The following is a 12911-nucleotide window of genomic DNA, read 5'->3' as shown; positions in this document are numbered from 1 at the left end:
CCGTTGATCACCGGCTGAGCAGCGGGGTTGGGGATCAGGACCCCGTCTTCTCCCAGCCCCTACGCTCCGGCCGCGCCCCAACTCCCCGCCGAGGATCCCTGCTCCGGTACACCACATACGGCCGAAAGAGATACTGCACCGGCGCGCTGAACATATGGATCAGACGAGTGAACGGCACGAGCGCGATCAGTGTCATCCCCACCACCGCATGGATCTGGTACAGCACCGGAACCCCCGCCATCAGTCCCGTATCCGGCTGCAGCGTAAAGAGACCGCGCGCCCAAGGCGCGATCGACTCCCGGTAGTTGTAGCCGTCGCCCGACGCATGCGTCAGCTTGGCCACCATGCCGAGCACGATCGCCCCGAGCAGCACCAGATACATCAGCTTGTCGTTGGAGGTGGTCGCCCGGAACACCGGAGCGTTGGTCCGCCGCCGGTAGAGCAGCAGCAGGATGCCGAGTACGAGCATGATCCCGGCCGCCGTACCCCCGTACAGCGAGAACAAGTGATACGTGTGCTCCTTGACGCCCGCCTTCTCCGTCCACGACTCGGGGACGAAGAGCCCGACCAGGTGGCCCACCAGCACGAAGAGGATGCCGTAGTGGAACATCGGCGAGGCGACGTTCAGGAGCTTCGACTCGTACACCTGTGAAGAACGCGTCGTCCAGCCGAACTTGTCGTAGCGGTAGCGCCAGACGATCCCCGCGACGAGCAGGACGAAGGCGACGTAGGGGAGCACGCCCCACAGCAGGGTCCTCATGAGGGTCGCTCCCCGATGAGTGCGAAGGGTTCCAGGCCGACGTCCTCGCGGGGCGGCCCGGAGCGGGCGAGCGCCAGCGCCTCTGCGCGGTCCTTGGGCGAGGGCCCCGGCAGCGTCGAGCACACCGCGTCGACGACCTCCGCGTACGGCGTGCCGAAGTCGCTCAGCGCGAGCCGCAGCAGCTCGAGGCCGCTGCGGTGGTCCTCGAGGAGCAGCGGGCCCGCGTGCGCGGAGAACTCCAGGACGGCGGGCAGGAAGTCCGGCAGTTCCTCGCCGGTGAACTCCATGCCGTGCGCGCGGTAGACCTCCTTGAAGCGCACCAGGGACATGCCGCGCCGCCGGGTGTCGCCGTCGCGCCACCAGCTCAGGTACAGGCTGTGCCGGTTCTTGAAGTCGAAGACCTGGACGTAGTGCGCGGCCAGCTCGCGCGGGTCCGTGGCGGCCGCGTGGGCAAGGAACCCGCCGAGCGCCGGGGGCGCGGCCGTCGTGAGCAGGGGCAGCCGCTCGTGGAACTCGGCGTCCGGATAGGCGAGGCAGTGCGCCGCGGCTTGGTAGAGCACGGCGTGGTCGGTCCTCACAGCTCGTCCTCCCGGGCGGCGGTGGGCTGTTCGTCGGCGGTCTGCCGTTCGCGCAGCGCGTGGAAGTTCTCGATGGTGACCAGCGGCAACTGCTTACGGCCCGAGTCCTGGCCGAACGGTCCTTCGCCGCCCATGCCGGGCCCTTCCTCGTAGTCGAGGCTGCAGGAGTCCGGGAGCGCCGACTCCTCCAGGCGCTGCGCGTCCGCGACGGCCGCGGTCGGGATGACATAGCGGTCCTCGTACTTGGCGATGGCGAGCAGCCGGTACATCTCCTCGATCTCCGGGCCCTTCATGCCCACCGCCTGTGCGACCGAACTCTCCGGCCGTTCCCCGAGGTTGATGGCCCGCATGTGCGCCCGCATCGCCGCGAGCTTCTCAAGGGAGGCCCGCACCGGGCCGACGTCACCGGCCGTGAAGATCTCCGCCAGGTATGCGAGCGGGATGCGCAGGGTGTCGATCGCGCCGAAGAGATTGTCCAGGTCCTCGCCGTCGTGGCCGGTCTCGCTGAGCGCGTCCACCACCGGCGAGAGCGGCGGAATGTACCAGACCATCGGCATCGTCCGGTACTCCGGATGCAGCGGAAGCGCCACCTTGTACTTGCTGATCAGCGCGTGCACGGGGGAGCGCCGCGCCGCCTCGATCCAGTCGTACGAGATCCCGGCCCGCTCGGCGTCGCGCCGCACGTCCGGGTCCTCGGGGTTGAGGAAGACGTCCAACTGAGCCTCGTACAGCTTGTGTTCGTCGGGCTCGGTGGCCGCCGCCGTCACCTTGTCCGCGTCGTACAGAATCACGCCGAGGTAGCGGAGCCGGCCCACGCAGGTCTCCGAGCAGACGGTGGGCAGTCCCACCTCGAGGCGCGGATAGCACAGCGTGCACTTCTCGGCCTTGCCGGTGCGGTGATTGAAGTACACCTTCTTGTACGGGCAGCCGGTCACGCACTTGCGCCAGCCCCGGCAGCTGTCCTGGTCGACGAGGACGATGCCGTCCTCCTCGCGCTTGTACATCGCGCCCGAGGGGCAGGACGCCACGCACGCCGGGTTGAGGCAGTGCTCGCAGATGCGCGGCAGATAGAACATGAAGGTCTGCTCGAAGGCGAACTTCACCTTGTCGGCGGCCTGTTGACGGGTCTTCTCCACCATCGGGTCGAGGTCGCCGTACTGCGTCGCGCCGCCGAGGTTGTCGTCCCAGTTCGACGACCACTCGATCTTCATGGGTTTGCCGCTGATCAGGGAGCGCGGCTCGGCGACCGGGTAGTCGTCGCCGAGCGGGGCGTCGGTGAGGTTCTTGTACTCGTACGTCCAGGGCTCGTAGTAGTCCTTGATCTCCGGCAGCTTGGGGTTGGAGAAAATCTCCAGGAGGGACTTGATGCGGCCGCCGTTCTTCAGCTTCAGGGCGCCCCGCTTGTTCAGCTCCCAGCCGCCGCGCCACTTGTCCTGGTCCTCGTAGCGGCGGGGATAGCCCTGGCCAGGACGGGTCTCGACGTTGTTGAACCAGACGTACTCCATGCCGTCGCGGTTGGTCCACGCCTGCTTGCAGGTGACCGAGCAGGTGTGGCACCCGATGCACTTGTCGAGGTTCATCACCATCGCGATCTGAGCCATAACGCGTCTATTTGTGACTCCGCCACGGGGCATCAGTAGGTGACCTCCTGGTTGCGACGGCGGATCACCGTCACCTCGTCGCGCTGGTTGCCCGTCGGGCCGAGGTAGTTGAACGCCCACGACAACTGCGCGTATCCGCCGATGAGATGGGACGGCTTGAGGATGAGGCGGGTCAGGGAGTTGTGGATGCCGCCGCGCCTGCCGGTGGTCTCCGTCTTGGGGACGTTCACCGTGCGCTCCTGCGCGTGGTGCATATAGACCGTGCCGGCCGGCATGCGGTGCGAGACGATCGCGCGCGCCACCACCACACCGTTCCGGTTGACCGCCTCGATCCAGTCGTTGTCCTTGACGCCGATCGCGTCCGCGTCCTGCGGGGCCATCCAGATGGACTGGCCGCCGCGCGAGAGCGACAGCATGAAGAGGTTGTCCTGGTACTCGGAGTGGATCGACCACTTGTTGTGCGGGGTGAGGTAGCGGACCGTCACCTCCTTCTCGCCGTCCGGGCCGAGGCGTGGCTCGCCGAAGAGGCGGTTCATGTCCAGGGGCGGCCGGTAGACGGGCATCGCCTCGCCGAGTTCGTGCATCCAGTCGTGGTCGATGAAGAAGTGCTGGCGGCCGGTGAGGGTGTGCCAGGGCTTGAGGTGTTCGGTGTTGAGCGTGAAGGCCGTGTACCGGCGGCCGCCGGACTCGCTGCCGCTCCACTCCGGCGACGTGATCACCGGCACCGGTGCCGCCTGTGTGTCGGCGTACGTGATGCGCTTGCCCTCGTGCTCGGCGGCGAGGTGCGCCATCTCCTGGCCCGTGCGCGCCTGAAGGGTGTGGAAGCCCTGGGTGGCCAGGCGCCCGTTGGTCGTGCCGGACAGGGCGAGGATCGTGTTGGCCGCCTTGATCGCCGTGTCCAGGGCGGGGCGGCCGTCGGCGGGTCCGCCGCGCACGACGCCGTTGCGTTCCTTCAACTCCTCGACCTCCTGGTCGGGTTGGAACACGATGCCCTTGACCGGAAGGCCCAGCTTCTCCACCAGTGGACCGAGCGAGGCGAACTTCGCGCCGATCGCGGTGTAGTCACGCTCCACGACCGCCAGGTTCGGCATCGTCTTGCCGGGCACCGGCTCGCACTCGCCCTTGCGCCAGTCCAGGACGACACCGCCGGGCTGGGCCGTCTCGCCGGGCGTGTCGTGCTGGAGCGCGGTGGCGACGACGTCCTTGCGTACGCCGAGATGGTCCACGGAAAGATCGCTCAGCCGGTCCGCGATCGCCCGGAAGGCGTCGAAGTCGGTGCGGGCCTGCCAGGGCGGGTCGACGGCCGGGGTGAAGGAGTGCACGTACGGGTGCATGTCGGTCGTCGACAGATCGTGCTTCTCGTACCAGGTGGCCGCGGGCAGGACCACGTCCGAGAGCAGCGTCGACGACGTCTGCCGGAAGTCGAGCGAGACGAGCAGGTCGAGCTTCCCCTCGGGGGCCTCGTCGCGCCAAGTGACGGTCGAGGGACGCTCGTTCGGGGCGGCCTCTGCCGCCCGCAGCGAGGAGTGCGTACCGAGCAGATGCTTGGTGAAGTACTCGGCGCCCTTCGCCGACGAACCGAGCAGATTGGCGCGCCACAGGGTCAGGACGCGCGGCCAGTTCTCCGGGGCGTCGGGGTCCTCGCAGGCGAATTTCAGCGAGCCCGCCTTGAGCTCGTCGACCACGTTGGCCACGGGATCGTCCGAAGTCCCGCCCAGCTCGAGGGAGTTGCGGTCGAACGTCGGGTACGACGGCATCCAGCCCGTGCGCGCCGAGAGCGCCAGACAGTCCGCGCCCGTCATCCCCGCGAACCGGCCCTCGCCCAGTGGCGATGCGAGCACGTCCGCCGCGAACCTGTCGTAGCGCCACTGGTCGGTGTTGAGGAACCAGTACGCGGCGCCGATCATCTGCCGCGGCGGTCTGCTCCAGTCGTTGGCACTGGCCAGCGTCGCCCAGCCGGTCGCCGGACGGCACTTCTCCTGGCCCACGTAGTGCGCCCAGCCGCCGCCGTTGCGGCCCTGGCAGCCGGTCAGCTGGAGCAGCGCGAGGAAGGAGCGGTAGATCGTCTCGGAGTCGAACCAGTGGTTGGTCCCCGCCCCCATCAGGATCATGCAGCGGCCGCGCGACTGCTCGGCGGTCTTCGCGAACTCCCGGGCGATCTTCACCGCCTTCGCGGCCGGCACCGAGGTGTGCGCCTCCTGCCAGGCCGGGGTGCCGGGCGCGTCGGCATCCTCGTACGACGAAGGCCACTCACCCGGAAGACCCTCGCGCCCCACGCCGTACTGCGCGAGCAGCAGGTCGAAGACCGTCGTGACCAGCGGCCCGTCCTGCCCGCCGAGCCGCGTGGCGGGCACCCCGCGGCGGACGATCTCACCCCTGCCCTGGCCGTGCGTGCCGCCCTCGGTGTCGAAGCGCGGCAGGAGCACCTCGACGCCCGCCGCGACGTCCGAGCCGTGCAGGGAGAGCTGCGGCTTGATGGAGCCGAGCTCCAGGTTCCACCTGCCCTTGCCGGACTCGGTCCAGCGGAAGCCGAGCGAGCCGTTGGGGACGGCGGGCTGCCCGGTGTTCTCGTCCAGGACGGCCGTCTTCCAGTCGCCGCCCTCACCGCTCTCGCCGAGGTCCGTGGCGCGCAGGAACTTCGACGGGACGAACGCCCCGTCGCGCTCGGTCAGCGTCACCAGGAACGGCAGGTCGGTGAACTTGCGGACGTAGTCGGTGAAGAAGTCCGTCCGCCGGTCGACGAAGAACTCCTTGAGGATCACATGCCCCATCGCGATGGCGAGGGCGCCGTCCGTGCCGGGGTGCGGGTGCAGCCACTCGTCGGCGAACTTGGCGTTGTCGGCGTAGTCCGGCGCGACGACCACGACCTTCTGGCCCCGGTAGCGCGCCTCGGCCATCCAGTGCGCGTCGGGAGTGCGCGTGACGGGGACGTTCGAGCCCCACATCATCAGATACGCGGCGTCCCACCAGTCGCCCGACTCCGGTACGTCGGTCTGGTCCCCGAAGACCTGCGGCGACGCCACGGGAAGGTCCGCGTACCAGTCGTAGAAGGAGAGCATGGGCGCGCCGATCAGCGACATGAAGCGGGCGCCCGCCGCGTGCGACACCATCGACATCGCGGGGATGGGGGAGAAGCCCGCGACGCGGTCGGGGCCGTACTTCTTGATGGTGTGGACGTGCGCGGCCGCGATGATCTCGACGGCCTCGTCCCACGTGGCCCGCACCAACCCGCCCTTGCCGCGCGCCTGTTGATAGGTGCGGCGGCGCTCCGGATCGTCCTGGATGTCCGCCCACGCAACGACCGGATCCTTCAGCCGGGACTTGGCCTCGCGGTACATCTCCAGGAGGACGCCGCGCAGATACGGGTAGCGGACGCGGGTGGGGGAGTACGTGTACCAGGAGAAGGCCGCGCCGCGGGGGCAGCCGCGCGGCTCGTACTCGGGGCGGTCGGGGCCGACCGACGGGTAGTCGGTCGCTTGCGTCTCCCAGGTGATGATGCCGTCCTTGACGTACACCTTCCAGCGGCAGGAGCCGGTGCAGTTCACGCCGTGCGTCGAGTTCACGACCTTGTCGTGGCTCCACCGGTCGCGGTAGAAGGCGTCCCCGTCCCTGCCGCCGGTCAGCGCCACGCTGTGCAGGTCGGGGGAGGCGGTGCCGCGGCGGAAGAACTTTCCCGCGCGCAGCAGCGCCGCGGCGGGCTCGGTCGTCTCAGTCACCCTGGAGCTCCCTAGATCTGCCTTTCAACGAACCTAGGTGCGGGTGGTAGGGGGCACCTGTCTGCCGCCGCCGTACGGGTTGTCCGGCGTACGGGTTGTCCGGCGCACGGGTTGTCCGGCGCACGGCTGTCCGGCGCACGGGCTGTCCGACGCCGGGCGGCATTACCTGGGACGTAATCGACCGGTCGGCGTAGCCCCGCCAGAGTGGTGTCACCGGGTCCGGTCCGGCGCACTCCGGACCGGACCCGGACCCGGACCCTGAACCGCTCTCCCCCGCTTGGAGGCCGACCCGCCATGTCCACGTACGCCCTCACCACCCTCGCCCGCACGACCGACCCGAAGACGATGCTGCGCCGCTTCCTCGCCCTGGACGCGGTCGTGACCGGCGCGAACGGCATCGCGTACGCCGCCGTTTCGGGGCCGATCGGACGCCTCCTCGGCGTCGACTCCGGGCTGCTGCTCTGGCTCGGCGTGGCCCTCACCCTCTATGCGGCGGGCGTCGGCTTCCTCGCCTCCCGCAAGAGTCCGCCGGCGCCGGCCGTCCAGGCGGTGGTCGAGGCGAACGCCGCCTGGGCGGTGCTCAGCGTCGTTGCCCTGGCCGCCTGGCTCTCGCCCAGTGCGGCGGGAGCGGTGTGGATCCCGCTGCAGGCCGTGATCGTGGGCGCCTTCGCGGTGGTGCAGTACGCGGCGCTGCGGGCGACCAGGACCTAGGACCTGTCCTGCCTGTCCTGCCTGTCCTGCGGCTAGGACATCCGCGTCTGGAGGTACTTGACCGTCGCCGGGTCGGCCGGGAGCAGCGTCTCGACGGCCAGCTCGGCGACGGTCACGTCCATCGGGGTGTTGAACGTGGAGATCGACGAGATGAAGGAGAGGACGTGCCCGTCGTGCTCGATCCGCAGGGGCAGCGCGAAGTAGGGCAGTGCGCCGCCGTCGGGCCCGTCCTCGAAGGTGTCCACGCCCGGATCCTCCACCGGATACGCCGCCACCTCCTCGTACACCGCACGCAGCGCGTCCGAACGCTCCAGCGCGATCTGCCGCTCCATCTGGTGCAGCAGGTGTCCCCGCCACTCCCGCAGATTGCGGATCCGCGGCGCGAGGCCCTGCGGGTGCAGGGTGAGCCGCATGGCGTTCACGGGTGGTGCGAGGAGGTGCTCGGGGATGCCGTCGAGCAGCATCGCCAGACTGCTGTTCGCCGTGATCACGTCGTACGTCGCGTCGACGACCAGGGCCGGATAGGGCTCGTAGCCCGTCAGGAGCCGGTCGAGGCCCTCGCGCAGCGGCCCCATCGACGGATCGTCGAGCGGGGTCTCCCTGAAGCGCGGCGCGTAACCGGCCGCGAGGAGAAGGGAGTTGCGCTCCCGCACCGGCACGTCGAGGTGGTCGGCGAGCCGGAGCACGATCTCCTCGCTCGGCCGTGACCTGCCCGTCTCGATGAAGCTGATGTGCCGCGCCGACGAGCCCGCGCGCAGGGCGAGCTCCAGCTGGCTGACCTTGCGCCGCTCGCGCCAGTTCCGCAGGAGGGGGCCGACTCCGGTGGTTTCCTTGGTGGTTTCCTTGGTGGGCGGGGCAGTTGTCATACTCGAACGGTAATCGATCGTGACGAGTCGGCCAGGGTCAGGCGGAGGCCTGCCGGGTGGTCTTGGCGTGCGCCAAGAGGAACTCGGTCGCCCGTGCGGTGGCCTCGGCGGAGGTCTCGCAGACAGCCGCGGACTCCTCCTCCTGCCCGTCGGCCCCGGTCGCGGTGTACCACCAGGCGTCGGCGTCCGGATCGTGGTGCATGACGGCGGTGCCGCCGGCGTAGCGAAGCGGGATGGACTCGCCGGCGGACCTCTTGACCACGGCGTGGGGCCACTTGAGGCGAGCGGACTGACGCTTCATGCCGCCCCAGGCGGCACCCAGTTGGGCGTAGCTGGCTCCACCGCGGCCGGCGACGGTGGCGGCGCTCTCCGCCAGGCGGTCGACGGACTGCTTGGCCTCGTACAGCGCCCGCAGCAGCGCCAGTTGCACGTCGGGCGCGGCCATGAGCGCGGGATCGAAGGGCTTGTCCGCGGTGCGATAGGCCAGCGCGCGTGTCGAGATCCGTCGGGCCAGTGCGCGGACCGCGTCGAGCACTTCGTCGTCCATGGTGAACGCGTCGTCCTCGGTGGGCTCGCTCCAGGCGGGCTCCACCTGCGCCATGACGGTGGTCCAGAAATTCTCGTCGTTCTTGTCGGGGGTGGGGATCACCACGGCATCATTCATGCGACAAGTTTACCTGTCGAGATGGCAGTGTGACAAGAAAAACTGTCATCCCTCCCGGCTTACGATGTGGCAGGGTGAGAAACGTACGCACATCCGTACGGCTCATGTCTCACGCCCACGCCCGGGAAGGAGCGCGGCCATGTCTCTCGAACCGCTGTCACAGAAGGAGATCGAGGAACGGCTGGCCGAGCTGCCCGGCTGGTCCCTCGACGGCGACCGGATCGCCCGCTCCTACCGCCTCGGCTCGCACTTCGCGGCCACCGCGATGGTCGTGCACATCGCGCAGGTCCAGGAGGAGCTCGGTCACCACTCCGACCTGACGCTCGGCTACAACACCGTCGCCCTCTCCGTGAACACGCACAGCGTGGGCGGCGCGATCACCACCCTCGACTTCGAACTCGCCCGCAGGGTCGAGGAGTTGGCTCCGGGGCACGGGGCGGTCTGAACGCCGATGCTGGACTACGGCAAGGAAGCCGACCGCTATGACGCGTCCCGCGGCGGCGAGCCACGGGCCGCGGCCGCTGCCGCCGCGGTCCTCGGCCTGGTGCCCCCCGACGCCCGCACCCTGCTCGACGTGGCCTGCGGCACGGGCCTGGTCACCCGGCGGCTTTCCCGGCCGGACCTGCGGGTGACCGGCGTGGACGCGGCGGACGGCATGACACGGATGGCGGCAGGGCGGGTCCCGGGTTCCGTGGTGCTCGGGGACAGCCGTCAACTGCCCTTCCCTGACGACTCGTTCGACGCCGTGACCACGGTCTGGCTGCTGCATCTGCTGCCCGGTGCCGAAGAGACGGCGGCGGTCGTCGGCGAGTGCGCGCGTGTGCTGCGGCCCGGCGGTGTCTTCGTCACGACCGTCGACAAGGCCGCCTCGCACGACGTGGGCAGCGACATCGACGCCGCACTCGCCGGACGCCCGGTGCGCACCGCCCCCGACCGCGCGGACGCGGTGCGCTCGCACGCGGCGGCGCACGGCCTGACGGGGGAGGGGCGGGCCAGGTTCCGCGGGCACGGCCAGGGCCGCTCGCCGCGCGGCACCGTCGATGACCTCCACCGGGGCTGGTTCACCCTGCTGGCCCCGGACTCGCCCCTGGCCGCACGGTTCGCGGCCCGCCTCGCTCTGCTGCCGGACCAGGAAGTCCCGCGCCCCGACCCGGAGTTCACGCTCCTGTCGTTCAGGAAGCAGCCGGCGGCCGCCGCCCCGTGATTCCGCACCGCGGTTTGCCGAAACGGCAAGGCCGCTTGGCGGGTGACGCCCCGAAGCGCAGGCTGGGAGCCATTCCCAACCACCCCTGAGCACACTGAAGGCGGCGGCACAGAAGATGGCGGCAGAGAAGATGGCGGCAGAGAAGATGGCTCACCCCCACGACGACAAGCACGGCGACGACCACGGGAAGGGCCATGCACACGGCCACGACCACAGCCACAGCCACAGCCACAGCCACAGCCACAGTCACCACCACGACGACATCGACTGGGCGGCCATGGGCCCGATGCTGGAGCGGCAGGCGGAGCTCGCCGCGCCGCAGTACCGCGAGATCGCCGCGTGGCTGCGCGAGTGGCAGCCGGAGCCGTCCCTGATCGCGGACGTCGGCGGCGGTTCGGGCAGCGTCTCCTTCCTGCTCGCGGAGGCCTTCCCCAAGGCCGATGTGATCACCGTGGACCCGGCGGAGCCGCTCCTGGAGCGAGCCAGGGCGCGCGCCGCCCGCGATGGCCTGACGGACCGTGTCAGCACCCGCAGGGCGGAACTGCCCGAGGGCATCGGCGAACTGCCGCCCGCCGACCTCCTCTGGATCGGCCGGGCCCTGCACCACGTGGGCGACCAGCAGGCGGCCCTCGCCGCACTCGCGGACCGCCTGGCGCCGGGCGGTGCACTGGCCCTCCTCGAAGGCGGCCTCAATCCCCGCAGCCTGCCCCGCGACATCGGCTTCGGCCGCCCCGGCCTGCAGGCCCGCTTCGACCTGGCCGACGAGAAGTGGTTCACGGGGATGCGCGCGGACCTGCCGGGCGCGAAGTCGGTCACGGAGGACTGGCCCGCACTCCTGACCGAGGCCGGCCTGCGCCACGCGGGCACCCGCTCCTTCCTCCTGGACCTCCCGGCCCCCCTGCCCGCCGACGCCCGCGCCCACCTCATCGGCGAACTCATCCGCCGCCGCGAGATGCACGCGGACACGCTCGACACCGACGACCTCGCCACGGTCGACCGCCTCCTGGACGAGAACGACGAGCAGAGCCTGCACCACCGCCCCGATGTGTTCCTGCTTTCGGTGCAGACGGTGCATGTGGGGGTCAGGGGCTAGGCCCCCGCGGACAGTTGAAGGGCCCGGAGAGTTCAGGCCGCGTCGAACGTCGCCGGATCCGGACCCAGCCGCCGGTCCTCGTTCAGTGCGCTGATCGCCGCCATGTCCTCGGGGTCGAGCTCGAAGCTGAAGACGTCGATGTTCTCCTTGATCCGCGACGGTGTCACGGACTTGGGGATCACCACGTTGCCCAGCTGGATGTGCCAGCGCAGGACGATCTGTGCGGGCGTACGGCCGTGCTTCTGGGAGATCGCGATGATGGCGGGGACCTCCAGGAGGCCCCTGCCCTGGCCGAGGGGGGACCAGGCCTCCGTGGTGATGCCCTGCTCCGCGTGGTACTCGCGGGCGGCGCGCTGCTGGAGGTGGGGGTGGAGCTCGATCTGGTCGACCGCCGGGATGATCGACGTCTCGCCGAGCAGCCGCTCCAGGTGGTCGGGCTCGAAGTTCGAGACGCCGATGGACCTGGCGCGCCCGTCGGCCTGGATCTTCTCGAGCGCCTTGTACGTGTCCACGTAGAGATTCTTGGAGGGCAGCGGCCAGTGGATCAGGTACAGGTCCACATGGTCGAGGCCCAGCTTCTCCAACGACGCGTCGAAGGCGCGGAGGGCGGAGTCGTAGCCCTGGTCCGAATTCCAGAGCTTCGTGGTGATGAAGAGCTCTTCGCGGGCGATGCCGGAAGTGGCGATGGCCTTGCCGGTGCCCGCCTCGTTGCCGTAGATGGCCGCCGTGTCGATGCTGCGGTACCCGGCCTCCAGTGCCGTCGTGACGGCCGCCTCGGCCTCGTCGTCCGGTACCTGCCAGACGCCGAAGCCGAGCTGCGGCATCTCGACGCCATTGTTCAGGATGATCGGGGGGACCTTGCTCACGAGCTCTCGATCCTTAAGTCGTCGGGTGGTACTCCCATGGTCGACGATCAAGTGCGGTGCTGCATTCCTTGACCACTCCCGGGTGAAGCAGGGGCGATTTTTGGTCCGCACCATTGACCGCGTTCCGCCATGCCGCGACTCTATTGCACATCACTGAACGCAGAACACTCATGTGAACGCCTGGTGAACTCGGTGCTCCTTCGCTCCTGACACCCCCCACCCTGAACCCCCACTTCTTCAGGAAGGCAGCGACCACGCATGAATGACCACGAGACCCCCACGGCACTCCCGCAGGCCGAAGCCGTCACCGCATGGCAGACCCCCGAGTACGAGGTCGTGGAGACAGCGCTCGAAGTGACCGCGTACCGCCGCGCCGACCGGTAACCGCGCCGCCATGCTGCTGCAGGTGCTCGGCACCGCGGCGGGCGGCGGGCTGCCCCAGTGGAACTGCGCGTGCCCCGGGTGCACCGGGGCACGCGCCCACCCGGAGCGCCGCCGCCGGCATGCCTCGCTCGCCGTGCGCGCGGAGGAGGGGAGCTGGTACGTCGTCAACGCCACCCCCGACATCGGCGAGCAGATCGAGGACTGCCCGGATCTGCGTCCCGGCCCCGGAGCCCGGCAGACCCCCGTCGCCGGTGTCGTGCTCACCGACGCCGAACTCGACCACACCCTTGGCATCGCCCGCTTCCGGGAAGCGGCCGACGGCATCGAGGTCCTCGCCACCGCTCCCGTGCGGGACGCGGTGGGGGAGGGGCTGCGGCTCGACGCCGTCCTCGGGCCCTATACGCAGGTGCGGTGGCGGGAGTTGGACGTCTGTGTCTTATACACATCTCCGAGCCCACGAGACGCTCA

13 protein-coding genes are annotated in these 12911 nt (G+C 69.8%); 6 read left to right on the top strand and 7 right to left on the bottom strand.

What is annotated here, in order from left to right:
- Positions 1-34: 34 nt before the first annotated feature.
- From narI to E2651_RS33610, 4 genes are read right to left on the bottom strand one after another with little or no spacing between them, the layout of a single operon-like run.
- Positions 35-760, bottom strand: coding sequence for a respiratory nitrate reductase subunit gamma (gene narI, locus E2651_RS33625; protein ID WP_135335039.1), 726 nt, complete (start codon positions 758-760; stop codon positions 35-37).
- Positions 757-1338: a nitrate reductase molybdenum cofactor assembly chaperone gene (gene narJ / locus E2651_RS33620; RefSeq protein ID WP_135335038.1), complete on the bottom strand. Its 582-nt coding sequence runs from the start codon at positions 1336-1338 to the stop codon at positions 757-759. The genes narI and narJ overlap by 4 nt, the downstream gene beginning before the upstream one ends.
- Positions 1335-2939 (bottom strand): nitrate reductase subunit beta, encoded by a 1605-nt coding sequence (gene narH / locus E2651_RS33615; RefSeq protein ID WP_135335037.1) that lies wholly within the window; start codon positions 2937-2939, stop codon positions 1335-1337. Before narH ends, narJ begins: the two co-directional genes overlap by 4 nt.
- Before the next feature lie 32 nt (positions 2940-2971).
- Positions 2972-6655, bottom strand: a complete 3684-nt coding sequence (locus tag E2651_RS33610) for a nitrate reductase subunit alpha (protein WP_135335036.1) — start codon at positions 6653-6655, stop codon at positions 2972-2974.
- A 294-nt stretch (positions 6656-6949) separates the two neighbouring features.
- Between E2651_RS33610 and E2651_RS33605 the strand changes: the two genes are divergently transcribed.
- Positions 6950-7366: a hypothetical protein gene (locus tag E2651_RS33605; protein ID WP_135335035.1), complete on the top strand. Its 417-nt coding sequence runs from the start codon at positions 6950-6952 to the stop codon at positions 7364-7366.
- A gap of 32 nt (positions 7367-7398) precedes the next feature.
- Here E2651_RS33605 and E2651_RS33600 read toward each other — a convergent pair whose 3' ends face one another.
- Together E2651_RS33600 and E2651_RS33595 are read right to left on the bottom strand one after the other, a co-directional pair.
- Positions 7399-8232 (bottom strand): helix-turn-helix transcriptional regulator, encoded by an 834-nt coding sequence (locus E2651_RS33600; protein WP_135335034.1) that lies wholly within the window; start codon positions 8230-8232, stop codon positions 7399-7401.
- A gap of 37 nt (positions 8233-8269) precedes the next feature.
- Positions 8270-8896, bottom strand: coding sequence for a hypothetical protein (locus E2651_RS33595; protein WP_135335033.1), 627 nt, complete (start codon positions 8894-8896; stop codon positions 8270-8272).
- Between the two features lie 139 nt (positions 8897-9035).
- Here E2651_RS33595 and E2651_RS33590 point away from each other — a divergent pair, with 139 nt between their 5' ends.
- From E2651_RS33590 to E2651_RS33580, 3 genes are all read left to right on the top strand, one after another.
- The gene (locus E2651_RS33590) at positions 9036-9341 is read left to right on the top strand and encodes a 4a-hydroxytetrahydrobiopterin dehydratase (protein ID WP_135335032.1); all 306 of its coding nucleotides are present in this window, start codon (positions 9036-9038) and stop codon (positions 9339-9341) included.
- A 6-nt stretch (positions 9342-9347) separates the two neighbouring features.
- Entirely contained in the window at positions 9348-10100 is a 753-nt protein-coding gene (locus E2651_RS33585) for a class I SAM-dependent methyltransferase (RefSeq protein WP_135335031.1), read from the top strand.
- Between the two features lie 145 nt (positions 10101-10245).
- Complete coding sequence (locus E2651_RS33580; RefSeq protein ID WP_135335041.1) at positions 10246-11193, top strand: class I SAM-dependent methyltransferase; 948 nt, start codon at positions 10246-10248, stop codon at positions 11191-11193.
- Positions 11194-11225: 32 nt separating this feature from the next.
- On the opposite strand, the gene E2651_RS33575 is transcribed toward E2651_RS33580, so the two are convergent.
- Positions 11226-12017 carry an aldo/keto reductase gene (locus E2651_RS33575; protein WP_135335040.1) on the bottom strand — a complete coding sequence of 264 codons (792 nt, stop codon included), beginning with the start codon at positions 12015-12017 and terminating at the stop codon, positions 11226-11228.
- A gap of 300 nt (positions 12018-12317) precedes the next feature.
- On the opposite strand from E2651_RS33575, the gene pqqA reads away from it, so the two are divergent.
- Together pqqA and E2651_RS33565 are read left to right on the top strand one after the other, a co-directional pair.
- Positions 12318-12443 (top strand): pyrroloquinoline quinone precursor peptide PqqA, encoded by a 126-nt coding sequence (gene pqqA, locus E2651_RS33570; protein WP_135335030.1) that lies wholly within the window; start codon positions 12318-12320, stop codon positions 12441-12443.
- Positions 12444-12453: 10 nt separating this feature from the next.
- Positions 12454-12911 (top strand): MBL fold metallo-hydrolase (locus E2651_RS33565; RefSeq protein WP_245239389.1); only part of this gene is annotated, 458 nt, incomplete at its 3' end.

Origin of the sequence: Streptomyces sp. MZ04 (assembly GCF_004684775.1) — a bacterium.
Lineage (GTDB): Bacteria > Actinomycetota > Actinomycetes > Streptomycetales > Streptomycetaceae > Streptomyces.
The sequence above is the reverse complement of the archived record's forward strand: the minus strand, read 5'-3'. Positions and strand labels throughout refer to the sequence as shown.